Below are 22,919 nucleotides of genomic sequence, written 5' to 3' on the forward strand. Positions count from 1 at the left end.
TCTTTCCCTCGTCCCTCTTGTTTCCCCTGTCTCCCCATTGCCCCTCTCTCCCCGCGTTCCCCGCGTGTCCCCTCTGGACCCCGCCCCTCCGCTTCACCCTCCCGCTCCCGCCGCTCCTCTTGCTCCTCCCGCACCCGTCGCTCCTCTTGCGCCTGCTGCGCCCGTTGACCCCGCTGCCCCAGGAACACCCGGTACTCCTTGGGCACCTGTAGCTCCAGATTCGCCCGTCGGTCCCGTTAGATCTTGTACATTTTCAACGAAATCCTGCATCATCATACTTTGAACGCTCTCGGCACTTATTCTTGAAACAGATAACAAAGAAAACAACAACCCATTCCGATCAGTTGTCGGTATATCCAAAGTTGTTACCGTTTCTCCAAGCATATTGGTATAATTCATCAATCGATCATTCACTTGCATCGGAGACGCGCCTTCCACCAGTGATGCTATTACGTTCTGGGACGCTGTCTGCAGAGCTTCCCGCTGCGCTGCAGAAGCGCCCAAACGGGATACTTGTTGATTGATATCTTCAAAAACAACTCCTAATCTATTCGCGGATTCCATCCCTGGATTCGTCACTGCGTCCGCAATATATAACGGGAGATTATCGACCAAGTTGTGTAATGGAATCAAATCCATTCTTTCTTGTGCATAACCCCATCTGTTGAGCGAACTGCTAATTTCGAGAACGGATGATCTAATCAATCTTCCTATTCCAATGCGCTCGGCATAAGAAAGGATAAGTACTGCAAAAAAGTTTATTCGATCTATAATTTCTCTGCTATTGTTCATATTAGAAATAACTAATACTTGTTCAGCAGCCATTCGGATAAATCGCTTTTCGCTTTTAGATAGTGACATATTGGAAGACAACAACATTTTTTGGATCCGTCGAACTTGTCTTTTTAGACGAATGAAGTTTTCATGTACCGGTTGCTCAATGAATATGCGGACAAGTGCTCTCAATTGGCGAAACGACCAAACCAGGCGACTCAACCAAAGCTCTCTTAACCTCGTTCGCCTGGGCGCTATTTTTCGTGAAGGCGTGCACTTCAATTTGCCGCGATTTCCTCTCCGTGGGGAATCCAATATGCTTCACTCCTCGTTCTGCTTCTCTACGACTCAGCAAACACCCATATCTGCAGATTATTCACTGGGCGAACAATAGGTTCGAAATCTTACAGTTGAGCCGCAACAAAAAAAGAGAAGGCCCATTTACGAGAAGCCCTCTCTTTTCGTCATCCAAGTTATTCGTTTCATTTTGCCTTGCCGCTTTGGGCACGTAATTTCTCAAGATACGCCGTATCCTGTTTCGAAAGCTCCAGTCCCTCCAATAATTCAGGGCGTCTTTCCCATGTTCGTTTAAGCGCTTGTTCACGGCGCCATACATCGATATTCGCATGATGACCGCTTAGCAAAATATCCGGCACTTTCCAGCCGCGGAACTCCGCCGGACGTGTATAGTGCGGGTATTCCAGCAGGCCCGTACTGAATGAATCCGTCACCGCCGAGGTTTCATTCCCAAGTACACCCGGCAGCAATCGGACGACGGAATCGATGACCACCATGGCCGGCAGCTCTCCGCCGGTAAGCACGTAATCTCCGATGGATAACTCATCCGTCACGAGAAACTCGCGGATTCGTTCATCGTAACCTTCGTAATGCCCGCATATAAACACCAGATGCTCTTCTTGAGACAGCTCTTCCGCCTTCTTCTGCGTAAAAGTCTCTCCTTGCGGGCACATCAGAATGACTCGCGGAGGCTTGGCTGGGCCGGTGATATCCGCCGAAATCTCTCCGGCAGGATGAGCTCCCTCCCCATGATTCGAAATCTCATTCGGATCCGAAGCGAGGATGTCCTCTACCGCAGCAAAAATCGGGTCCGGTTTTAACACCATTCCGCCACCCCCGCCATATGGCGTATCGTCGACCTGCCCATGCTTGTTCCCGGCATACTGGCGGAAGTTGATGGCATTCAGGTTCACGATTTCTTTCTTGGCCGCTTTACCCAGAATACTCGAATGGAACACGCCATCAAACATTTCGGGAAACAGCGTCAACACATCAATCCGCATGGACTATAACAACCCTTCCATAAGATGCACGCGGACAAGCTTCGATTCCTTGTCGACATCCAGTACGACATCCGGTATGGCCGGGAGTAGAATTTCTTTTCCCTTAGGCGTTTTGACAACCCATACGTCATTGGCGCCTGGCGTCAAAATCTCGGAAATCGTGCCAAGCTCCTCAGCCGGTTCCTCATCCGTCATCACCTTGCAACCAATGATCTCGTGGAAATAGTACTCGTTCTCCGGAAGCTCCTCCTGAAGATCCTCGGTGATTTTCAGCAGCGAGCCCTTATATTTTTCAGCCTCGTTAATCCCATGAAGCTCCTTGAATTTCAGGACATACATGTTTTTATGAAAGCGGGATGTTTCGACCGTTACTTCAATCATATTCCCTTTGTCGGGAACGATATACAGCTTGCTCTTCGCGGCAAAACGCTGGTCGGCAAAATCCGTATGCGGCATGACCTTAACTTCGCCGCGAATGCCGTGCGTGTTCACGATTTTGCCTACGGTATACAACTTTTCAGACATGGTCTTCCTCCTGCATCACTTAATGAGCGTTCTAAGCTGGTATGACCGGCTGATTTCTTCAGCATGTACGAAAAAGGGCTAGGACATGCATCCTAACCCCCTTTCGTATATTTTAAGAAATGATATCAACGGTCACCCGTTTATCCATTTTAACTGCCGCCGATGTAACGACTGTACGCAATGATTTGGCGATACGCCCTTGTTTGCCTATGACCTTCCCGACATCGTCAGGATGCACGTACAGTTCATATACAATCAAGTGCTCCTTCTCAACGGTTTTCACAGTCACATCTTCTGGATGATCCACTAAAGCCTTAGCAATAACGCGAACTAATTCTTCCATAGATAACCCTCGCGATCAGTCTTATTTCTGATGCTTCAGCTCATGAAACTTCTTCATTACGCCCGCTTTGCTAAGCAAGTTGCGAACCGTGTCAGATGCTTGCGCACCATTTTGAAGCCAGTTCAGTGCTTTCTCTTCATCGATCTTAACTTCAGCCGGTTGAGCAACCGGATTGTAATAACCGATTTCCTCGATAAAACGGCCGTCACGTGGGGAACGGGAATCAGAAACCACCACGCGGTAGAAAGGAGCCTTGTGAGCACCCATGCGTTTCAGACGAATACGTACTGCCATTTGAAAATTCACCTCCTTCAAAAAATGTCCATTCGATATAACCGGGGCTTAACGGAACGGAAACTTCATGCCTTTTCCGCCGGTCAGGCCCTTCAGCTGCTTCAAGGCCTTGTTCTTGCCGCCTTTAGGACCCATCATATCCGAGAACTGTTTCATCACGCGGCGCATTTCGTCAAACTGCTTGATGAGCCGGTTCACTTCAGCCAGCGAGGTTCCGCTGCCGGCCGCAATCCGTTTACGACGGTTGTGATTGATAATGTCAGGCTGCTGCTTCTCCGCCGTTGTCATGGAGTGGACGATAGCCTCGATGCGTCCCATCTGCTTCTCGTCAACCTTGAGATCCTTGGCTTGCTTCATCTTGCCCATGCCTGGAATCATATCCATCAGCTGATCCAGAGGACCGAGCTTCTTCACTTGATCCATCTGCTCCAGGAAATCCTCAAACGTAAATTCGGCATTGCGCATTTTACGTTCCATTTCCTTGGCCTTGTCCGCATCAATGTTCGATTGTGCTTTCTCGATAAGAGACAGCATATCGCCCATGCCGAGGATCCGCGATGCCATCCGTTCCGGATGGAACGGCTCGAGCGCATCAATCTTCTCCCCGAGCGCCGCAAATTTAATCGGACATCCGGTAACGGCCTTAACCGAGAGGGCAGCACCGCCTCGGGTGTCACCGTCCAGCTTTGTCAGCACGACGCCCGTGAGCGTCAGCTGCTGGTTGAAGCTTTCCGCGACATTCACCGCATCCTGACCCGTCATCGCATCAACGACAAGCAGGACTTCATCAGGATTCACCACGCTGTGGATCTGCTTCAATTCTTCCATCAGCTCTTCATCGACATGCAGCCGGCCGGCGGTATCGATAATGACATAATCGTGGCCGTTATCTTTGGCATGCTGCAGGCCCTGCTTCGCGATTTCAACCGGGCTTGTCTTGTCTCCTAAGGAGAATACCGGCACATTGATCTGATTGCCGAGCACTTCGAGCTGCTTGATCGCAGCGGGGCGATAGATGTCGCCTGCCACGAGCAGCGGTCGGCTGTTCTGCTTCTGAAGCAGCTTAGCCAGCTTGCCCGAGGTCGTTGTCTTACCGGCACCTTGCAAACCGGCCATCATAATGACCGTCGGCGGCTTATTGCTCTTCGCCAGCTTGGCTTGGCTTCCCCCCATCAACTCCGTCAGCTCTTTGTTAACGATGTCGATGATCACCATGCCGGGCGTAAAGCTGTCCATCACTTCCTTGCCGATGGCCTTCTCTTTTACTTTGGATACGAAATCCTTAACCACTTTGAAGTTAACGTCGGCTTCCAGAAGCGCGAGTCTAACTTCACGCATGGCGGCTGTTACATCTTCTTCGGACACCTTGCCTTTACCACGAAGCTTGCTGAACACATTCTGTAGTCTGCTGGTCAATCCTTCAAACGCCATATCCGCCACCTCCGTTCATACTTAATCCCATACTTTCAATCGTTCGACCATATCGGTCATTACATGCTTATCTTGTTCGTCCAGGTCGCTAGTCTCCACCATTTCCCGGAACTTATCCAGCTCTCGGACACGCGCCTCATGCTTGCTCAGGAGTCCCAGCTTCTCTTCATAAGACTCGAGCACCTGCTCTGCGCGCTTAATATGCTCATAGACGGCCTGACGACTAATCTCAAATTCGCCGGCGATTTCACCTAGGGAAAAATCGTCATGGAAATAATATTTCAAAAAGGTCTGCTGTTTCTCTGTCAGCAGCTGCTCATAGAAATCGAACAGCAAATTGATCCGGTTCGTCTTCTCGAGCCGATTCTCCTGACTCATTTAAGGGCACCCCCCTCGTCAAGGAAAAACACTTTACAGTTCGCTTAACGAACCTTATCATACAAAAAACGAAGAAGGATGTCAAGCCATTTCCCTTGTCATCCTTCATCATGCGCAGAAAGCCGTCTTCCCAGCGGTTCAACCGATAGGCAGAAGGTATATCAGTATCGCAAAAAAGTGGAGAATCGAGCCCGCCAGCACAAACAAATGCCAGATGGCATGATGGTACGGGAAGCCTCTCCATACATAGAAAATGGTACCCAGCGTGTACAGCACGCCGCCAAGAACTAGCAAATTCATGCCTTGAGGCGCGACTACCGCCGTTAACGGATTCCAGGCAATGACGATCAGCCAGCCCATCGCAATGTAGAAAATCGTGGAGAGGAACAGAAACTTTTTGACAAAAAACGCTTTAAATACGACGCCGAACAGCGCAATGCCCCATACGATTCCGAAGAGACTCCAGCCCAGCGGCCCCCGGATGGCGACCAACAGGAATGGCGTATAGGTCCCCGCGATAAACAAATAAATGGAAGAGTGGTCCATAAACTCAAAGAAATCCTTGGCTTTCCCGTCCCTCAAGCCGTGAACGAGCGTTGAGCTCAAGTATAGAAGAAGCATCGTGGATCCGTAGATCGTAAAGCTCACAACATGCCAGGCTGTGCCCTTCAAGCTTGAAAAAACGATCAGGAGCACCAGCGCGGCAACGCTTAGCGCGGCTCCTATGCCATGCGTTATTGCGTTCGCTATCTCTTCTCTGCGCGGATAAGTGTAAGTATTGGCCATAACAGGTATCCTTTCGCTCTGAAATCTTATAGAGGTTGTTCAAAAAGTCATCTTTTGATCACGCAGCAGCACATGAAGCGACTTTTTGAACCCAACTTATACTTCATTATAAGCTCTGCCTGCATGCAAAATCCAGCGGACGCCCATATCAGCTTCTTTGCGGTAGGAACGAGCTCCGAACGCAACAAGAACCTTCTTGGAATTCGCGAACCTTCACTCTCCCTCGTTTTATATGAAAAGACAGAACCGAAACGTCATGTTGAAGGCAATATATGGAATTTGATAGATTCGTTCCGGCCAGGGGAAAGCCTGTAGAAATCAACCATTTTTCAGCGATTCGGCGCATTCGTCCAATTCTATGAAGCTAGCATTGCATATATTATCCGGAGTACAAAGAAAGGAGGAAACCTCTTGGCTGTCATCATTTATCCGAGAACGATGAACTGGTCGTACATGAAACAGAGACCGCAGCAGCTTATGGCGCAATTGGGCTCGCTTGGTCATCAGGTTTTCTTCGAAAACCTGGCCCCGCTCGATAAGGAGTTCAAAGAAATTGAACCGAATGTGTATCTGTTCACCGATACCAAAACGTTTCTGCACAAAAAGCTGCCTGCCCTCCGCAAAGAACATCCCATTGTCGTCTGGACCACCTGGTCTAAGCTCCGGACGCGCATTTCCACGCTTTTCAAGCCCGATATTACGATCTACGACTGCTGTGACGAATTTCCGCATTGGGCTAAATATGAACCGAAAATGATTGATGAGGCGGACCATGTCGTGTGTACCGCAGAGGTGATCCACACCCGGTTGTCCTTGGCTTATCCGGATAAACCGCTCACCCTGATCCCGAATGGAGCTGACTCTTCATTTTTTCATATTCCATTCAGCGAAAGACCCGCCGATCTCCCTCCGGGTCCTGTTGTTGCTTATATCGGAGCCTGGGCATATTGGGTGGACCATGAGCTGTTCGCTAAGGCCGCCTTTCGGTTTCCGAACGTCCAATTCGTTTCCATTGGTGCTCCTTACGGCAGCTCCGGCGATTATTCGAAGCTACCGAACGTGCATATTCTCGGGGAAAAGCCGCACCAGGAGCTGAAGCGTTACCTTACTCATATCGACGTTGCGTTGATTCCCTTCCAATACCATCCGATTACGCTCGCTACCAATCCGGTCAAAGCATACGAGTATATGGCTTCCGGCGTCCGGGTGCTGTCGACGGCGCTGCCGGAATGCATTGCCATGGAGCCGCACGTCACCACAGCGACGACCCATGATGATTTCTTGGGCAAGCTGGCAGCCATGCTGGATCGCCCCGATTCAGCAGAGCACAAGCTCGCCCGCATAGCCTACGTCAGAGAGAACCGCTGGGTTGAACGCGGATTGAAAGCCGATCAAGTCATCCGGCAAGCCATCATGGACAAAAGCATGAATGCCCAGTGATCCCTTACGCCACGATCCGTACGCAGCCGTTCGGCTATAGGTCCACCGATGCCGCATCTTATCGTGAGCGGGTCATTCAGGAAGTATCAGGGACAGACCGCGAGTGGATTTTATGGAGCTGCAGCTTGTCGTTTACCCATCGGGGATCGTCGGCTCTGGTCCCAATGCCGCTTCATATACCGGACCATGTCGTCTGTATATGTATGAGCGGTGCCCCGATCTATTGGAGAAGAGCCTGGCTGCTTGCCGCCCTCGCCCGCTGGAATGACAAGCTTCCCGCTGCCAGATTTCTGCCTTATGATCTCCTGCCAGTCGATTCCAGCCTAACGTTACATTTGAAAGCTGCGCATTACCCACCGTATCAAAAGGAGCTGGAGTATATTCTCCCCGTACTGTCTGCAACACGGAGGCAAGATAGCGGCGCTGGCCCCGAAGGGGCTTTATCTTCCAAACCGCCTCAGCAGCCAGAAGTCTCCATTCTCATGAGCATTTATAACATGAAGGACACTTTAGGCTGGAGCATTCGTTCCGTATTGGCGCAAACGAACGAAAACTGGGAGCTCTTAATCGGCGATGACGGCTCGGAGGACGAAAGTCTGAAGGAAGCCTGCGCTTTTCATGACGGTCGAATACGGGTGATAACACAATCGCGTAACCGAGGAAAGGCGATCATGATGAATCGCCTGCTTACGGAAGCAAAAGGTCACTATATTCTGGAATTGGATGGGGATGATTGGCTGGCACCCGAAACGGTTGCTCTCCTATCCGAGGCGCTTGACAAAAATCCGAACGGGCTGATCGCCACGGGCAGATACGGATGCTGGGAACGAACCCGGCAGCTCGGTCCGTTATGGAGAAGGAATGTTGACTCCGGCAAGCTATATTCGATATACTCTCCGTCCTTCGATCGATCGCATGAACACGACCACCCGCTCGTTCCCCGAATGTACCGCAAATCTTCCCTGGTCGCCGTTGACGGCTGGTGGAATCGCGAGGATCGTTTCGGACGCATCTTCGAAGATATCGATGTGACCGCACGCGTTCTTAAACAAAGTTCGCCGATCTGCGTGGATGCGCTGTTGTATCATCGCGTCGTTTATGGCGGCAGCACCAGCCAACGAAGCCGCAGCCTCTACGAAGCCTGGTATCAGCAAACCATGCAGGGTTAGCGATTGAAAAGGAGGTGATACGTCATGCATATTGCCGCTTCCGGCTACTATGGAATGGGAAACTTCGGCGATGATTTGTTTCTTCACACCCTTCGACAAGTATTCAACGAACACCACGTCTATCCTTGGAATTCCCGACTGGATCCCCGTCAGACGGATGCCTTTATCATCGGCGGTGGCGATTTGATTACCCCTTACTCGTTCAATTCGTATTACTTCCCTCCGCAGCTCAAAGGACAGCCTACCTGGGTTTACGGCGTCGGCATCGTCGATGCCTACCCGGAACACACCTGGCCTGAAGAGCAGGTATCCGCCTACCGGGAGATGATCTCCCAGGCAAAACGCGCGGTGTTCCGGGATGAACGATCGTCGGCCATCGCCAAGCGGGCTGGCTTTCACCGAAACGTCGAAACGGCCCCAGATATGGTATTCGGCTACCGTCAGCCCGACATCCCGGTAAAACGATTCTCGAAGCGTCCAACGATTGGCGTTGTTGTGTTTTCCTATGAATCGTTCCCGATGGATAATATGACCAAATTGCTGGGTCATCTTGTCGCAGCAGGCTATCATGCCGTCCTTATTCCGGTCATTCATCATCCGGGGAACGCGTATTCCGATTACAACACATGCCTGCAGTTACAGCAGAAGGTAAGGGAGCTAACGCCCGGCGCTTCCATTGAAACGCTGCCTTTTCTCATGGATATTGAGCTCACCTACAGTTTCATACAATCCGTGGACTATCTGATCTCGTTCAAGCTTCATCCTTCGCTGGCCGCTTTACGCGGAGGCAAGCCCGTACTGGCGCTCAGCACCATGGGCAAAGTGCACAGCCTGCTGAGCTCTTTTCATCTCGGGCAATACTTTACGGATTACCGTCAGCCGCTTGATGCGCTGGTGGATAGAACCGAGAGCTTCCTTAAATACGGCCCTGGTCACGTGCAGCAGATGATGCCGCTGATCCGGGCAGCCGAGAAAAAAAGCACAGCCTCGCTCCTCGATTTAAAGAATCACATCGAAGAGCACAACCGTTGGTAATACAGAAAGGAGAATGAGTATGTGTTGCTTCCTGTTCTGCAGAAAGCTTGCCGGACGAGTAAAAAAACTAACGCGGCAGGTCGAGCTTCTAAGCCAGGAAACCAGTCAATTAACCGTTAGGGTGGAATCGCTGGAGAGCCAGGTGCTCACGGGGCTAACCATTAATCCGGAACTGACTCAGTATTTCGAAGTCCGCACCGGTCAACAGGTTAGAGTAAGCACAACGTTTGTCACCTTGGAGGGGATCGTATTGGCCACCGCCGAAGACGGCGTTCAGCTTCGTGAAGCATCCGGTGACCTTGTGCTGATTCCATTCGCCAATATTACTTCCGTTCAGTAATCCCGCTTAGGGATGCTGAAGATCAGCTCCAAACTTTCATTTACGGCAAGGAGGTTAACCGATATGCGCTACGTGGATTGGCTTCAAGGATTTATCGGCTCGGAAACCGAAGTAACCGTGTCGGGAGATGTCATCATCGGCACGCTGAACAAAGTGGGCGAGGGAACCATCACCTTAAAAGTACCGCCGATCATCTATGGCCCGCCAACCGATACCGCCATCATCCCGCTTCGCTCGATTGAATTCGTTCGAATCGTCTCTTCATAAGAATATGTATGCATGGCTCTTGGACCGAACAGAACATGAAAAAGGACCGAAAGTATATCTTTCGGTCCTTTTGTATACCAGCTCGTTTTCGCTAGACAAGGGTCTAGTCTTGTTGTTCTTCAGCATTCTCTTCTTCTTTAATCAAACCCGCAAAGAGAGCATGCACAAACTGCTCCGAATCGAAGGTCTGCAGATCACCCATCTTCTCCCCCAAGCCCACCAGCTTCACCGGCAAATTCAGCTCTTGACGGATCGCGATGACGATTCCGCCCTTAGCCGTACCATCGAGCTTGGTTAACACGAGGCCGGTCACGCCGCTCTTCTCGCCGAACAGCTTCGCCTGGCTCAGCGCATTCTGTCCCGTCGTCGCGTCAAGGACCATCAGCACCTCGTGCGGGGCACTTGGAATTTCGCGTTGAATGACGCGGAAGATTTTGTTCAGCTCTTCCATCAGATTCGTTTTGTTCTGAAGGCGTCCCGCCGTATCGCAGAGCAGGACATCCGCCTGCCGCTGCTTGGCGGCTTGAACCGCATCAAACATGACGGCTGCCGGGTCTGAGCCGGGCTGCTGTTTAATGACTTCAACGCCAACCCGCTCCCCCCATACCTCCAGCTGCTCGATCGCACCGGCCCGGAAGGTGTCTCCCGCTGCGAGCAAAACCTTCTTGCCCTCCTGCTTGTAACGATGCGCCAGCTTGCCAATCGTTGTTGTTTTGCCGACTCCGTTAACGCCCACGAACAAGATGACCGTAATCCCGTCCGGATTCTCCCGCAGCTCGTTGCTGCTGTCATCCCGGAGAAGTCCCATCAGCTTCTCGGACAATACCGGCTGCAAATCGGCAGCGTCCTCGATCCGCCGTTTTTTCACCTCGGCACGAAGATCGTCCATCAGATCCATCACCGTATTGACGCCGACGTCAGCGCCAATCAGAATCTCTTCCAATTCCTCGTAGAACTCCTCATCGATCTTTTTCCGGCGAATCACCAGGTCCGATACTTTCTCGATAAACCCCTTCCGGGTTTTCTCCAATCCGTCGCGGAACTGTTTTGTTACGTTTTCCGTTTTGCTGGAAATGCTCTCTTTTAACCTCTTAAAAAAGCTCATACGTACCCTCCATGTCGTTATGTTAAATTAGGCAATCTCCGCTTCCTCATTCTCAAGCTTGACCGATACCAGCTTCGACACGCCGCCTTCCTCCATCGTGACGCCGTACAGCACGTCCGCCTCTTCCATCGTTCCTTTGCGGTGGGTGACCACAATAAACTGCGTTTGTTCAGAGAATTCGCGCAGATACTGGGCAAATCGTACCACGTTCGCTTCATCTAGCGCCGCTTCGACTTCATCAAGCACGCAGAACGGAACCGGCTTCACCTGCAAAATGGCAAACAACAGCGCCATAGCCGTTAATGCACGTTCTCCGCCGGAGAGCAGCTGCAGATTCTGCAGCTTCTTGCCTGGAGGCTGGGCGACGATATCGATCCCCGTTTCAAGCAATCGTTCCGGATCGATCAGGATCAGGTCGGCTCGTCCTCCTCCGAACAGCTTCGTAAACACCGTGCCGAACTCGCGCCGGATGGCATCGAAGGTCTGCTTGAAGCGCTTGGACATTTCATCGTCCATTTCCTTAATGACTTGGTAGAGCGTCGTTTTCGCTTCTACCAGATCCGCCTTCTGCTCGCTCAGGAAGAGGTATCTCTCATTGACGCGCTGGTATTCTTCAATGGCCCCGAGGTTGACGTCCCCCAGGGAAGTGATGGACCGTTTCAAATCACGAACTTCGTTCTGAGCGGCCGTGATGTCTTCCGGAATCGGATACCGCTGCTTGGCAAGCTCGTAGCTCAGCTCATAGTCCTCGCTTAACTTCTTTAATATATTTTCAAGCTCGACATCGAGCCGGTTTACCCCAATCTCGGTCTGGCGCAGCTGATCATCCACGGACCGCAGCTGGGTGCGCTGTTCCTTGGTTTCGCTCTCTTCCAGCTCCAGCTTCCGGCTTAGCGCGCTGCGTGCCGCCCGTTTGAATTCGAGCTGCTGCGTGGCTTCTTCCTTCTTCAGCTTGTACTGGTTCAGATCCTCGATCTGCTTGACGCTCTCGCTTTCGTTCTGACTTAGGTCCGCTTGAACGGAGGCCAGCATCGTGCGGTTCTGCTTCTGTTCCTTTTCATGGTTGTCAACATCCGATTGCAGGCGTTTCAGCTGCTCCTCAAGCGAGAAGGTTTCCTGATCCAGCTTTCCTTCGCGAACCTTGAGGGTTGTCAGCTGGCTCTGAAGCTCTTCCTTGGCCGATTCATTTGCTTTTCGGGCAAACTCTGCCGCTTGGATGGCCAGATGGGTGGACTTCTCTTCTTCCTCCAGCTCAGACAGCAGCTTCTGCGCGCGTTCACGGCTTTGCTGAATTTCCTTGGCTTCCTTCTCTTGACTGCTCTTCTCTTCGCCTGCCAGCTCGGCTTGCTCGAGGACGTGCCGCAGCTCATGTTCAAGCTGCTTGCGGTCGCCCGCAGCCTGCTGTTCCTCGATCCGTTTGTCGTCTCCGGCTTTGCGAAGCTCGTCCAGCTTATCTTGAGATTCAACCATTTGATTCCGAACGCCTTCAATGCCCTGCTGGAGCTTCTCCAGCTGCTTCTCGGTTTCCGAAATTTCCTGATCGAGCTGCTCCAGCTGCCGTTTGCGTCCCAGCAGGCTGCTTGTCTTTTTATGCTGACTGCCGCCTGTCATGGAGCCGCCTGCATTGACGACGTCCCCCTCTAGGGTGACAACGCGGAATCGATAGGAGAATCGCGCCGCGATTTTATTCGCTTGCTCCAGGGTCTCGGCGATAACGACATTGCCAAGCAGACTGCCGACGATGTTGCTGTATCTGGAATCATACTTCACCAGCTCGGAGCCAAACCCTACGAACCCGGCCTCCCCTTCCGCCAAGTGCCGGTCGGATGCCGATACGTTCCTTGGACGAATAACGTCCAAAGGCAGAAATGTCGCACGGCCTAACTGGCGCTGTTTCAGGAAGGAAATCGCCTGCCTCGACACGGATTCGTTCTCCATGACGATATGCTGAACCGACGCGCCAAGGGCGGTCTCCATCGCAAGCTCTAGCTTTTCCGGCACGCGAATAAGCTCGGCCACCGCACCATGGACGCCATGGAGCACGGATTTGCGCGAAGCCTTCAGCACTTCCTTAACGCCCAGCATAAATCCGTCAAAATCGTCCTGAAGCTCTTTCATGGTATCGCGACGGGATATTTGCGCTTCCCGCTTCTGCTCCCATTTCCGAAGGGCTCCCTGCGTCTCCTCCTGCAGTTTCTGCAGGGACTGATACCGCTCGCTTTCGCTGATGTAACCGCTGCGAAGGTCCGCAATTTCTTTGCCGAAACGTTCAATGCTTCGATCGATGCTATCTTTGCGACGAAGCAGATCTTCTTTCAGGGCTTCCCATTTGCCGGATTCCTCCTGCGCCCGGTTCATCCGCCGGTCGAGCGCTTCCTGCTGCTGGTCCGCATACCGGATTTCATTCCGCGCCTGCGCCATTTGGTTCATAAGCTCCAGCAAATTCCCCTTCAAGCTCTCTTCCTGCTGCTGGCTGATACCGCCGGTTACGCCAACCAGCTTCGCTTCTTCCGCCGACAGCTGATCCCGAACCAGGGTAAGCTCCTGCTGCAGATCCTGCAGCTTGCTCTTCATTCTCGCGAGCTCGCCTACACGCTCTTCCAGACGATGATCGCCCGAGTGCAAGCTTTCTTCCAGCTGCTCGCGCGTACGTTCCAGATTGCGGCGGCGTTCCTTGAGCACCTCGCCATAACCCTCGCTCTTCTCGAACAGCTCACTGAATTGAAGCAGCTGACTTTGCAGATCCTCAACTTCCTGCTCCAGCTGGCGAAGGGCCGATCGGTCACTCTCCAGCTTGGCATCATGCGCGGATACTACGGTGGATAAGGCAAGCTGCTCTTCCTTCAGCTGTTCAAGCTTGGCATTAGCCTCGCTCCATGAGGTATGTATCTGTTCGATCTGATACACATACAGCGAAATTTCCTTGTGCTTCAGCTCCTCCCGGAGCTCCTTGTAGCGAATCGCCTTCTCGGACTGCTCTTTGAGCGGTCCGATCTGATCCTCCAGCTCGGTGACCAAATCATGGATGCGAAGCAGATTTTGCTCCGTTTCATCCAGCTTGCGCACAGACTCTTTTTTACGAGACTTATATTTAACGATCCCGGAAGCTTCCTCAAAAATCCCCCGGCGATCTTCTGATCGTGTACTCAGAATTTCTTCAATGCGGCCTTGTCCAATGATGGAATAGGCTTCTTTGCCGATCCCGGTGTCCATGAACAGCTCCGTAATATCCTTCAACCGGCAGGACTGCCTGTTAATGAAATACTCGCTGTCCCCGCTGCGGTGCACCCGTCTGGTTACGGTCACCTCGTTAAAATCCAGCGGCAGCACATGGTCCTCATTGTCCAGCGTAAGGGAAACCTCCCCATAGTTGACCGCTTTACGCGCATCGCTTCCGGCAAAGATAATGTCCTCCATCTTGCCTCCGCGGAGGGATTTAGCGCTTTGCTCGCCAAGCACCCAGCGGATCCCGTCGGAAATATTGCTCTTGCCGCTGCCATTCGGACCTACAACGGCCGTGATTCCCCGGACAAACTCCATCTCCGTCTTGTCGGCAAACGATTTAAATCCTGCTAACTCGATCCGTTTCAAAAACATATTCGAACTATCACCTCTCCTGCTATTGTACCACAAGTAGAATCGGCTTCACCGCCGTCTTTGGACGAGGCCCATCAACGTTATAAGCAGCTGTCCCCTTTAACAAAAGACAGACAACGAAAAGAGCAAAAAACAGTCATCCTATCCGGGTTCGGTTATCCGCTTGACTGCTCTTTGCTCTTTGTTTGTCATCACATCAGCGAAGCTTTAGGCATCCGCACGTTTCAGCTGCTTTAAGGCTACCGCCGCTGCCTGCTGCTCGGCTTCTTTCTTGGATCTGCCGCTTCCGCGTCCAAGACATTCGCTTCCCATGTATACCTCCGAGACAAACTCCCGCTCATGCGCCGGTCCTCGCTCTTCTACGATACGATATTCCAGTGCGCCCATGCCGTGATGCTGGGTCAGTTCCTGAAGCTCGGTCTTATAATCGCTCATCTGCGGTCGACCGTTGACGGTCACCGTAGGGAAGACGTGGTCGCTCAAAAACCGGCGAACCGCTTCCAATCCCTGATCCAGATAAAGCGCCCCCACAAATGATTCGAATACGTCCGCAAGAAGAGCCGGGCGGGTTCGACCGCCCGTCATTTCCTCTCCTTTGCCTAGCAGAACGTATCGTCCAAAGTCCAGACTTACAGCAAATTGCACCAGGGAGGGCTCGCATACGATAGCGGCCCGCAGCTTGGTTAATTCGCCTTCCGGACGGTCCGGAAAAAGGTTGTACAAGAATTCGCTGACCGTCAGTTCCAGAACGGCGTCTCCGAGAAATTCAAGTCGCTCGTTGTCCTGGCTCTGACTGAAGCGATGCTCGTTTACATAAGATGCGTGGGTAAAGGCCTGCTTCAGCAGCATTGCATTGCGAAACTGGATTTGAAGTTTATGCTGTAACTGCTTCAGATCTCCACTCAACACACTGTCCCCTTACTCGGCGTATTTTTTCAGGATAATCGTGGCATTATGCCCGCCAAACCCGAACGAATTGGACATCACGACATCCAAATCGGCTTTACGCGGGTGATTCGGCACGTAATCCAGATCGCACTCCGGATCCTGATCCTCCAGGTTAATCGTCGGTGCAATGGTCTGGTTCTTCAAGCTCAATCCGCAGATAACCGCCTCGACACCGCCGGCGGCCCCAAGCAAATGACCTGTCATCGACTTGGTCGAGCTCACGGCCACTTTGTATGCATGGTCGCCGAGAGCCATCTTGACGGCCTTCGTTTCCGAGCGGTCACCCACCGGCGTAGAAGTCCCGTGAGCATTAATGTAATCCACGTCTTCCGGCGCAATGCCTGCGTCGCGGATCGCCATCTTCATGCAGCGGGCTGCCCCGTCCGGATCCGGCTCGGTAATGTGATGGGCATCGGCGCTAAGGCCGTAACCAACCACCTCGGCGTAGATCTTGGCTCCGCGTTTCAACGCGTGCTCAAGGGATTCGATGACGAGCACGCCGGCACCTTCACCCATGACAAAACCGTCGCGGCCGGTATCGAATGGCCGGCTGGCCTTCTCCGGCTCGTCATTGCGGGTCGACATTGCGCGCATAGCGCAGAAACCAGCCATCCCCGTCGGACGAATGGTCGCCTCCGCCCCGCCGCAGATCATGACGTCGGCATCGCCGCGCTGAATCAGGCGATAGGAATCGCCGATCGAATGCGTTCCGGTAGCACAAGCCGTCACTTGGGTGGTGTTCGGCCCTTTGGCTCCCAGATTGATGGACATTTGGCCTGAGGCCATGTTGGCGATCATCATCGGAATAAAGAAGGGGCTTACACGTTTCGGGCCTTTTTCCAGCAGGATGTTATGCTGATCCTCCCAGGTTCCCAAACCGCCGATACCCGATCCGATGGAAACGCCGACCCGCTCTGCATCGGCATTTACGCCGATATCAAGACCGCTGTCCTCCAGCGCCTTCGAACCAGCCGCCACAGCTAGCTGCACAAATCGGTCCATCTTGCGGGCTTCCTTGCGGTCCATGTAATCCTCCGGGTTGAAATCCTTCATGGACGCAGCGATCTGCGTGGTGTAATCACTCACGTCAAACGCTTCGATGCGGGATACGCCGGACTTGCCTTCCATCAAACTGTTCCAGAATGTATCAAGATCTTGACCAAGCGAGGTCATGACTCCCATTCCTGTTACAACGACTCTTTGTTTCAAACAGACTCACCTCTATGTGGACTGCCCGTCCATCTATGAAACCGCAAGGACTCAAGATGAACCAAGGCAGTAATAATCTATCACTTGTTAGAACTAAAGCTTTGATTGAATGTGGAGAAGTCCCGCCTTGCTAAAGAACGGGACTTAACTGTAATGACTTAGGTATGAGATTGTATGTAGTTTACAACTTCACCTACGGTCGTAATTTTCTCCGCATCTTCATCAGAGATCTCCATATCAAACTCATCTTCCAACTCCATCACCAATTCAACTACATCGAGAGAATCAGCTCCAAGGTCGTCTTTGAAAGATGCTTCTAATGTTACGTCGGCTTCGTCAACACCCAGGCGGTCGATAACGATGCGTTTTACGCGTTCCAATACATCGGACATCCGGCTCACCTCCTCTTGGTCATTATACGAGATATGACTTCAAATTGCCATAGAAGGCATTTGAAAACGATTTAGCGCCCGGCGCGTCAAGCGCCGGAACAGCAGCGGCTCTACATGTACATGCCGCCATCCACATGCAGCACCTGTCCAGTCATATAAGACGCGCTGGAAGATGCTAGAAAAGTCACCACGCCGGCAATCTCTTCCGGCTGGCCAAGACGGGCCAGCGGAATTCCGCCAAGCAGGCCTTCGCGCATGTCCTCGGGAAGTTCACGGGTCATGTCGGTATCGATAAATCCTGGCGCTACCGCATTTACCGTAATGCCACGGGAAGCCAGCTCCCTCGCGGCTGATTTGGTCAGACCGATGACGCCGGCTTTGGCCGCGACATAATTGGCCTGTCCCGGATTGCCAAGCGCTCCGACAACGGAGGATATGTTGATAATGCGTCCATAGCGCTGCTTCATCATGGGACGCGTCACCGCTTTGAGGCAATTGAATACCCCTTTCAGATTCGTTTCGATCACCTGATCGAACTCCTCTTCCTTCATGCGCATGATTAGATTATCTCTAGTAATCCCCGCATTATTCACCAAGATATCAATTCGACCAAAAGTCTCTAACACCTGCTTAACCATCGCATCGGCTTCCTCGGTCCGTCCGACGTTGGATTTAACCGCGATCGCCGAAACGCCCTTTGCGCGAATCGCCTCCACAACCTCGGTTGCGGCCGCTTCGCTTCCTGCATAATTGACAGCAACGTTCGCGCCCAGATCGGCAAGTGCGAGGGCAATGCTCCGGCCGATTCCTCGGGAAGCACCCGTAACAAGCGCAGTCTGTCCTTTTAGAGCTTCACTCATACCTGTTCCTCCTTTCCAGAGTGATCCGGTTGGCATCAAAAGCTGTTTAAACAACCGTCTCCAAACTATTGACGCTCTCCAGACTATTCACATTCATGACTTTGACGGATTTGTCAATTTTCTTGATCAAACCGCTGAGAACGCTGCCGGGACCAATCTCAACGAAGGTGTCCACGCCTTGAGCGATCATCCACTCCACGCTGTCATGCCACAGCACAGGGGAATAGACCTGCTCCACCAGCAAACCGCGGATGGCAGCCGCATCTTCCACCGGACGCGCCGTCACGTTGGCAACCACCGGTACGGAAGGTGCGTTGAATGAAGCCTGCTCCAGTTTGCCGGCCAGACGCTCAGCCGCCTCCTTCATTAAGGAAGAATGGAAGGGGCCGCTGACTTCCAGCGGGATGGCCCGCTTGCCGCCGGCTTCCTTGACTCTTTCTGCAGCAGCTGCAACGCCTTGAGCCGAACCGGAGATGACGATTTGCCCCGGGCAGTTCATGTTCGCAAGCTCTACGACATGCCCCTCTGCCGATATGCCCTTGCACAGCTCGGCCAGGGCCTCCCGGTCTGCGCCGAGAACGGCTGCCATGGCGCCTTGTCCTCCGGGAACGGCAGCTTCCATGTATTCGCCGCGTGCTCTAACGATCGACACGGCTTCTTCGAACGAGAGCACGCCTGCGCACACAAGCGCACTGTACTCGCCCAGGGAATGGCCAGCAACGTAATCCGGCACGATTCCTTTGCCGCGAACGGCTTCCAGATAAGCCATGCTGGTTGCGAGCAGAGCCGGCTGCGTGTTGACGGTTTGCTTCAAATCTTCATCAGGGCCATTAAAAATAATGGAGCTGAGCGGAAATCCAAGCTGAGCATCCGCGGTTAGAAATAAATCGCGTGCGGAAGGAACCGCATCATAGGCGTCTTTTCCCATTCCGACGGACTGAGCGCCCTGACCCGGAAATATAAATGCTGTTTTACCCAAAATCGTTGGCTCCCTTCTCTTCTTTCACTAGTCCTGTTAAATCCATTCGGTTTACCAGATGAGTACGGAGGAACCCCATGTCAATCCGCCGCCAAAACCAACCATCAGCACCTTGTCCCCTTCTTTCAGGCGGCCGGACTCCTGGGCTTCCACGAGCGCCAGCGGCACGGAAGCGGCCGAGGTGTTGGCATACTTGTCAACATTGATGACGACCTTCTCCTCCGGAAGCTCCAATCGCTCCATGGCCGACTTGATAATCCGGATGTTCGCTTGATGAGGAACGAATAAATCAATATCTTTCTTGTCGATGCCTGCTTTGGATAAGACGGCTTCCGTGGCAGTGCCCATGACCCGCACCGCAAACTTGAACACTTCGCGGCCGTTCATGTAAATGTAGTGTTTGTTGGTGTTAATCGTTTCAGCGGACGCCGGCAATCTCGAGCCGCCTGCCTCGATATACAGATGGGCCCCGCCCGCGCCTTCCGCGCCCAGATCAAACGCCTGGAAGCCGCGGCCTTCCGGCACTTCGCCGACGATCGCCGCTCCGGCGCCGTCACCGAACAGGACGCAGGTGTTGCGGTCGGTATAGTCGGTAATCCGGGACAAGCAGTCCACCCCGATGACCAGGGCGTTGTTGTACATGCCCGTTTTCACGAAGTTGGTGGCAGTGGCCAGGCCGTATACAAATCCCGAGCAGGCCGCGGACAGGTCAAATGCCGCTGCTTTCTTGGCTCCAAGCCGATCCTGGAGCAAACAAGCGGTCGATGGAAAGAACATATCCGGCGTAATGGTCGCCACAATAATCAATTCCAGATCCTCAGCCTGCATGCCGGCGGATTTCAACGCATTCACAGCAGCGTGATAAGCCAAATCCGAAGTCGCTTCGTTCGGCGCGGCAATATGCCGCTCGCGGATTCCCGTCATCGAGACGATCCATTCGTCGCTAGTATCTACCATTTTCTCTAAATCGCTATTGGATAAAATCTTTTCAGGCACGTATTTGCCTGTGCCAATAATACCGACCGGACGCAAATTGTTCATTTCCTCACTCACTTCCCGCTGATTTCATTCGAAATACTCTCTACCAACCGGTTCTGCAGCGCCGTACGCGCTTGACGAACCCCATTCTTGATGGCGTTCGCATCCGACGAACCGTGGCTCTTGACAACCAGGCCGCCCAGACCAAGCAGCGGCGCACCGCCGTGCTCCTTATAATCGAGCGTCGATTTCAAGCTGCGAAGCTCCGGCATCATCAACGCGGCCGCCATCTTGGTCTTAAGGGACTTGCCGAACTGCTCCTTCAACAGCGAAAAGAGTGCACCGGCTGTTCCTTCAATCGATTTTAACAGAATATTGCCCGAGAACCCGTCGCAAACGAGCACGTCGCAAACGCCGTTCATGACATCGCGCGACTCCACATTGCCAACAAAATGAATAGGCAATTCCTCAAGCAACGGATATGCGTGCTTCGTCAATTCATTGCCCTTGCCCGGCTCGGTACCGACATTTAACAGCCCGACGCGAGGTTTGGCGATACCGTGCACTTTCTCGCGATACAGGCTGCCCATCAGCGCATACTGCTGTAAATGCTCCGGCTTCGAGTCCATATTCGCTCCGAGGTCCAAGGCGAGCATCCCCTTGCCGTCGAGCGTCGGAATCATAGGGGCCAGCGCAGGGCGCTCAATCCCTTTCATCCTGCCCACGACGAGCAATCCGGTCGTCATGAGCGCTCCCGTGTTGCCCGCCGAGATCATGGCATCCGCTTCGCCTTCCCGAATCATCCGCCCCGCCACAACCATCGACGCATCCTTCTTCCGGCGCACGGCCTTAACGGGCTCATCCTCCGCTTCGATGACTTCGCTCGCATGAACCACCTTCAGATTGGACGGCTTGTCCTTCAGAAGGGCTCCAATCCGGGCCTCATCCCCGACGAGGATGATCTCGGTGTCGCTCCATTCCCGTGCGGCAATCAGCGCGCCGTCGACGTTGCTCTGGGGGGCATTGTCCCCGCCCATCGCATCAACCACAATTCTCATGCCAAATTTCCCCCTTCACTTATGTCATTCTCCTGCAGATCGGTAGATTACGAAATTTCCCTGAAACACCATTTCATCAGCGACATAAGTAAACACTTCCACCTTGGCCTTCCCCTTCTGGCCGGCAATGGACCTGACGTAGGCTTTGGCAATGCATTTCTCGCCGAGGCGCACCTGTCTCAAAAACCGTATATCCGCTGAAGACGTCAAAGCGATTTCTTCATTGATCACGGCAATGGCAAGCGAATTGGCCTGAGCGAACACATAATGTCCACGGGCAATCCGCGTTTTGCTGAAAACATGTTCCTCACGGATTTCAAATATCGATATTCCGCTCTTGTCCAACTGCAGGTCAACGACATCCCCGATCACCTCTTCAAGCGACAAGGAACGAACCTGGTCATAGGAATGCTCCGCCATCTGCTTCATTCGCTCACGGAGCTCCGGGATGCCCAGTTCCATACGGTCAAGGCGTATCGTTTGAATGCTTACTTTAAGCTGGCGAGTCAACTCGCGGTCCGTAACAAAGGGATTCTCGTCGATCAGCTGAATCAGCCGCTGGTGACGGTCTTTCTTGGATAAACGATCGATGACGAAACAACTCCTTCTGCCGCTATGGTAGCCGCCAATCTTCAAACATACTTATATGTAAATTAGTCGCAAATATTAGAACCTGGTACTAATGTTAAGTATAAATCATGTCACGTTAAAAAGAAAGAGGGACTTGAGACAAAAAAAATAGCACCTCACCAAAGATGAAGTACTACTTATTTAGAAACTATTGTTTGATGATCTCTCTTGCTTTATACGTTCCGCACACTTTACATACGCGATGAGCAAGCTTCAATTCACCACATTGCTCGCATTTCACCATGCCTGGCACAGCCAGCTTAAAATGAGTACGACGCTTGTCACGACGTGTTTTGGACGTTCTACGTTGAGGTACTGCCATGTTCCCACCTCCTTATCAATTCAACCCGCTGAACACGGGTGCCATATCCATCATCATTTAAAGAAGTCCTTCAGTCCGGCTAGCCTAGGATCGATCACTTCCGTATCGCAGTCGCAGGAGCCTTCATTCAGGTCCTTGCCGCAATTCGGGCAGAGTCCCTTGCAGTCGGCTTTGCAAACCGGAGCTAGCGGCAGGTGGAGCAGAAATGCTTCTTCTACATAGGGAGTGAGATCCACACTCTCACCCTGCACGTATGTAGTATCGTCATCCTCATCCTGAACCACAGATTCAGGATCTTCCACCGGCTGGAACACTTCATGAAAAGGGATGTGCACGTGCTCGCTGATCGGCTTCAGGCAGCGGGAGCAATTCATCTCCAGCTCGCCTTCTAATCGTCCGCGAACATCCACCGAACCGGTAACCGACGGAGTTGCTTTCAAATCCACGTCTAGTGGCTTAACCGCAACAATATCCTTCCGGTCCTTAATGGCATTGCTTACATCCACGGTTTGATGGAACTGTAACGGTTGATCGCTGGTTGTCAATTTACGAAATTGAATTAGCATATCCATCACTCCAAACAAACAAAGATTATTATACCGATTCCCAGAGAGTTTTGTCAACAGGATAACCCTAACAACCTCTATATTGTTACCCGATATTTCTCTTCATACTACCAGAATTATAACACTCCCGGGAGGGGCGCTTATGGTTGTAGGAACGTCATGCAATTATGTTATATTCTAATCAAGGAGTTG

At 52.4% G+C, this 22,919-nt stretch carries 25 protein-coding genes; 5 read left to right on the forward strand and 20 right to left on the reverse strand.

Annotation, left to right across the window (positions count from 1 at the left end; genetic code table 11):
• Nucleotides 1-93 precede the first annotated feature (93 nt).
• The 8 genes from RB298_RS28100 to trhA form a co-directional block, all read right to left on the reverse strand.
• Entirely contained in the window at nucleotides 94-996 is a 903-nt protein-coding gene (locus tag RB298_RS28100; RefSeq protein ID WP_486049656.1) for a collagen-like repeat preface domain-containing protein, read from the reverse strand.
• 260 nt (nucleotides 997-1,256) lie between these two features.
• Nucleotides 1,257-2,075: a tRNA (guanosine(37)-N1)-methyltransferase TrmD gene (gene trmD, locus RB298_RS28105; RefSeq protein ID WP_486049658.1), complete on the reverse strand. Its 819-nt coding sequence runs from the start codon at nucleotides 2,073-2,075 to the stop codon at nucleotides 1,257-1,259.
• A gap of 3 nt (nucleotides 2,076-2,078) precedes the next feature.
• The gene (rimM, locus tag RB298_RS28110) at nucleotides 2,079-2,600 is read right to left on the reverse strand and encodes a ribosome maturation factor RimM (protein WP_096776716.1); all 522 of its coding nucleotides are present in this window, start codon (nucleotides 2,598-2,600) and stop codon (nucleotides 2,079-2,081) included.
• A gap of 112 nt (nucleotides 2,601-2,712) precedes the next feature.
• Entirely contained in the window at nucleotides 2,713-2,943 is a 231-nt protein-coding gene (locus RB298_RS28115; protein WP_006211360.1) for a KH domain-containing protein, read from the reverse strand.
• A 21-nt stretch (nucleotides 2,944-2,964) separates the two neighbouring features.
• The gene (gene rpsP / locus RB298_RS28120) at nucleotides 2,965-3,237 is read right to left on the reverse strand and encodes a 30S ribosomal protein S16 (protein WP_006211361.1); all 273 of its coding nucleotides are present in this window, start codon (nucleotides 3,235-3,237) and stop codon (nucleotides 2,965-2,967) included.
• A 48-nt stretch (nucleotides 3,238-3,285) separates the two neighbouring features.
• Nucleotides 3,286-4,668: a signal recognition particle protein gene (gene ffh, locus RB298_RS28125; protein ID WP_009594989.1), complete on the reverse strand. Its 1,383-nt coding sequence runs from the start codon at nucleotides 4,666-4,668 to the stop codon at nucleotides 3,286-3,288.
• Between the two features lie 21 nt (nucleotides 4,669-4,689).
• Nucleotides 4,690-5,046, reverse strand: coding sequence for a putative DNA-binding protein (locus RB298_RS28130; RefSeq protein ID WP_096776717.1), 357 nt, complete (start codon nucleotides 5,044-5,046; stop codon nucleotides 4,690-4,692).
• A gap of 138 nt (nucleotides 5,047-5,184) precedes the next feature.
• Nucleotides 5,185-5,832 (reverse strand): PAQR family membrane homeostasis protein TrhA, encoded by a 648-nt coding sequence (gene trhA / locus RB298_RS28135; protein WP_015736361.1) that lies wholly within the window; start codon nucleotides 5,830-5,832, stop codon nucleotides 5,185-5,187.
• Between the two features lie 411 nt (nucleotides 5,833-6,243).
• Here trhA and RB298_RS28140 point away from each other — a divergent pair, with 411 nt between their 5' ends.
• The 5 genes from RB298_RS28140 to RB298_RS28160 all read left to right on the forward strand — a co-directional run bounded on the left by RB298_RS28140 (nucleotide 6,244) and on the right by RB298_RS28160 (nucleotide 10,083).
• Entirely contained in the window at nucleotides 6,244-7,272 is a 1,029-nt protein-coding gene (locus RB298_RS28140; protein ID WP_486049661.1) for a glycosyltransferase, read from the forward strand.
• Entirely contained in the window at nucleotides 7,269-8,441 is a 1,173-nt protein-coding gene (locus tag RB298_RS28145) for a glycosyltransferase family 2 protein (protein WP_486049663.1), read from the forward strand. Before RB298_RS28140 ends, RB298_RS28145 begins: the two co-directional genes overlap by 4 nt.
• A gap of 24 nt (nucleotides 8,442-8,465) precedes the next feature.
• Nucleotides 8,466-9,476 carry a polysaccharide pyruvyl transferase family protein gene (locus RB298_RS28150; protein WP_486049665.1) on the forward strand — a complete coding sequence of 337 codons (1,011 nt, stop codon included), beginning with the start codon at nucleotides 8,466-8,468 and terminating at the stop codon, nucleotides 9,474-9,476.
• A gap of 13 nt (nucleotides 9,477-9,489) precedes the next feature.
• Nucleotides 9,490-9,816, forward strand: a complete 327-nt coding sequence (locus RB298_RS28155) for a hypothetical protein (RefSeq protein WP_249732758.1) — start codon at nucleotides 9,490-9,492, stop codon at nucleotides 9,814-9,816.
• Between the two features lie 63 nt (nucleotides 9,817-9,879).
• Complete coding sequence (locus RB298_RS28160; RefSeq protein ID WP_015736366.1) at nucleotides 9,880-10,083, forward strand: hypothetical protein; 204 nt, start codon at nucleotides 9,880-9,882, stop codon at nucleotides 10,081-10,083.
• 103 nt (nucleotides 10,084-10,186) lie between these two features.
• On the opposite strand, the gene ftsY is transcribed toward RB298_RS28160, so the two are convergent.
• From ftsY to RB298_RS28220, 12 genes are all read right to left on the reverse strand, one after another.
• Nucleotides 10,187-11,188, reverse strand: coding sequence for a signal recognition particle-docking protein FtsY (gene ftsY / locus RB298_RS28165; protein ID WP_213579211.1), 1,002 nt, complete (start codon nucleotides 11,186-11,188; stop codon nucleotides 10,187-10,189).
• A 27-nt stretch (nucleotides 11,189-11,215) separates the two neighbouring features.
• Nucleotides 11,216-14,785: a chromosome segregation protein SMC gene (gene smc, locus RB298_RS28170; RefSeq protein ID WP_096776722.1), complete on the reverse strand. Its 3,570-nt coding sequence runs from the start codon at nucleotides 14,783-14,785 to the stop codon at nucleotides 11,216-11,218.
• 207 nt (nucleotides 14,786-14,992) lie between these two features.
• Nucleotides 14,993-15,691: a ribonuclease III gene (gene rnc / locus RB298_RS28175; RefSeq protein WP_036663972.1), complete on the reverse strand. Its 699-nt coding sequence runs from the start codon at nucleotides 15,689-15,691 to the stop codon at nucleotides 14,993-14,995.
• 12 nt (nucleotides 15,692-15,703) lie between these two features.
• Complete coding sequence (fabF, locus tag RB298_RS28180; RefSeq protein ID WP_015736369.1) at nucleotides 15,704-16,942, reverse strand: beta-ketoacyl-ACP synthase II; 1,239 nt, start codon at nucleotides 16,940-16,942, stop codon at nucleotides 15,704-15,706.
• Nucleotides 16,943-17,100: 158 nt separating this feature from the next.
• Nucleotides 17,101-17,334 (reverse strand): acyl carrier protein, encoded by a 234-nt coding sequence (gene acpP, locus RB298_RS28185; protein WP_006211375.1) that lies wholly within the window; start codon nucleotides 17,332-17,334, stop codon nucleotides 17,101-17,103.
• Between the two features lie 110 nt (nucleotides 17,335-17,444).
• A complete protein-coding gene (gene fabG, locus RB298_RS28190; RefSeq protein ID WP_009594984.1) occupies nucleotides 17,445-18,194 on the reverse strand; it encodes a 3-oxoacyl-[acyl-carrier-protein] reductase in 750 nt (249 codons plus the stop codon).
• Nucleotides 18,195-18,240: 46 nt separating this feature from the next.
• Nucleotides 18,241-19,173 carry an ACP S-malonyltransferase gene (gene fabD / locus RB298_RS28195; protein ID WP_486049668.1) on the reverse strand — a complete coding sequence of 311 codons (933 nt, stop codon included), beginning with the start codon at nucleotides 19,171-19,173 and terminating at the stop codon, nucleotides 18,241-18,243.
• Between the two features lie 51 nt (nucleotides 19,174-19,224).
• The gene (locus RB298_RS28200; RefSeq protein WP_009594985.1) at nucleotides 19,225-20,214 is read right to left on the reverse strand and encodes a beta-ketoacyl-ACP synthase III; all 990 of its coding nucleotides are present in this window, start codon (nucleotides 20,212-20,214) and stop codon (nucleotides 19,225-19,227) included.
• 8 nt (nucleotides 20,215-20,222) lie between these two features.
• Complete coding sequence (plsX, locus tag RB298_RS28205) at nucleotides 20,223-21,209, reverse strand: phosphate acyltransferase PlsX (RefSeq protein ID WP_015736372.1); 987 nt, start codon at nucleotides 21,207-21,209, stop codon at nucleotides 20,223-20,225.
• A gap of 24 nt (nucleotides 21,210-21,233) precedes the next feature.
• On the reverse strand, nucleotides 21,234-21,845 hold the full coding sequence (fapR, locus tag RB298_RS28210; RefSeq protein WP_015736373.1) for a transcription factor FapR: 612 nt from the start codon (nucleotides 21,843-21,845) through the stop codon (nucleotides 21,234-21,236).
• Nucleotides 21,846-21,987: 142 nt separating this feature from the next.
• Nucleotides 21,988-22,161, reverse strand: coding sequence for a 50S ribosomal protein L32 (gene rpmF, locus RB298_RS28215; protein ID WP_006211382.1), 174 nt, complete (start codon nucleotides 22,159-22,161; stop codon nucleotides 21,988-21,990).
• A 53-nt stretch (nucleotides 22,162-22,214) separates the two neighbouring features.
• Nucleotides 22,215-22,727: a YceD family protein gene (locus RB298_RS28220; protein WP_486049671.1), complete on the reverse strand. Its 513-nt coding sequence runs from the start codon at nucleotides 22,725-22,727 to the stop codon at nucleotides 22,215-22,217.
• Nucleotides 22,728-22,919 lie beyond the last annotated feature (192 nt).

This window comes from Priestia sp. BR_2 (assembly GCF_041954005.1).
In the GTDB taxonomy this organism is placed as follows: Bacteria; Bacillota; Bacilli; order Paenibacillales; family Paenibacillaceae; genus Paenibacillus_AQ; species Paenibacillus_AQ lautus_A.

Bases quoted from the DNA above. Each gene is read 5' to 3' on its own strand.
- trmD (WP_486049658.1), bottom strand. From the start codon at position 2,075: ATGCGGATTGATGTGTTGACGCTGTTTCCCGAAATGTTTGATGGCGTG.
- rimM (WP_096776716.1), bottom strand. From the start codon at position 2,600: ATGTCTGAAAAGTTGTATACCGTAGGCAAAATCGTGAACACGCACGGC.
- RB298_RS28115 (WP_006211360.1), bottom strand. From the start codon at position 2,943: ATGGAAGAATTAGTTCGCGTTATTGCTAAGGCTTTAGTGGATCATCCA.
- rpsP (WP_006211361.1), bottom strand. From the start codon at position 3,237: ATGGCAGTACGTATTCGTCTGAAACGCATGGGTGCTCACAAGGCTCCT.
- ffh (WP_009594989.1), bottom strand. From the start codon at position 4,668: ATGGCGTTTGAAGGATTGACCAGCAGACTACAGAATGTGTTCAGCAAG.
- RB298_RS28130 (WP_096776717.1), bottom strand. From the start codon at position 5,046: ATGAGTCAGGAGAATCGGCTCGAGAAGACGAACCGGATCAATTTGCTG.
- trhA (WP_015736361.1), bottom strand. From the start codon at position 5,832: ATGGCCAATACTTACACTTATCCGCGCAGAGAAGAGATAGCGAACGCA.
- RB298_RS28150 (WP_486049665.1), top strand. From the start codon at position 8,466: ATGCATATTGCCGCTTCCGGCTACTATGGAATGGGAAACTTCGGCGAT.
- RB298_RS28155 (WP_249732758.1), top strand. From the start codon at position 9,490: ATGAGTATGTGTTGCTTCCTGTTCTGCAGAAAGCTTGCCGGACGAGTA.
- RB298_RS28160 (WP_015736366.1), top strand. From the start codon at position 9,880: ATGCGCTACGTGGATTGGCTTCAAGGATTTATCGGCTCGGAAACCGAA.
- ftsY (WP_213579211.1), bottom strand. From the start codon at position 11,188: ATGAGCTTTTTTAAGAGGTTAAAAGAGAGCATTTCCAGCAAAACGGAA.
- smc (WP_096776722.1), bottom strand. From the start codon at position 14,785: ATGTTTTTGAAACGGATCGAGTTAGCAGGATTTAAATCGTTTGCCGAC.
- acpP (WP_006211375.1), bottom strand. From the start codon at position 17,334: ATGTCCGATGTATTGGAACGCGTAAAACGCATCGTTATCGACCGCCTG.
- fabG (WP_009594984.1), bottom strand. From the start codon at position 18,194: ATGAGTGAAGCTCTAAAAGGACAGACTGCGCTTGTTACGGGTGCTTCC.
- RB298_RS28200 (WP_009594985.1), bottom strand. From the start codon at position 20,214: ATGAACAATTTGCGTCCGGTCGGTATTATTGGCACAGGCAAATACGTG.
- plsX (WP_015736372.1), bottom strand. From the start codon at position 21,209: ATGAGAATTGTGGTTGATGCGATGGGCGGGGACAATGCCCCCCAGAGC.
- rpmF (WP_006211382.1), bottom strand. From the start codon at position 22,161: ATGGCAGTACCTCAACGTAGAACGTCCAAAACACGTCGTGACAAGCGT.
- RB298_RS28220 (WP_486049671.1), bottom strand. From the start codon at position 22,727: ATGCTAATTCAATTTCGTAAATTGACAACCAGCGATCAACCGTTACAG.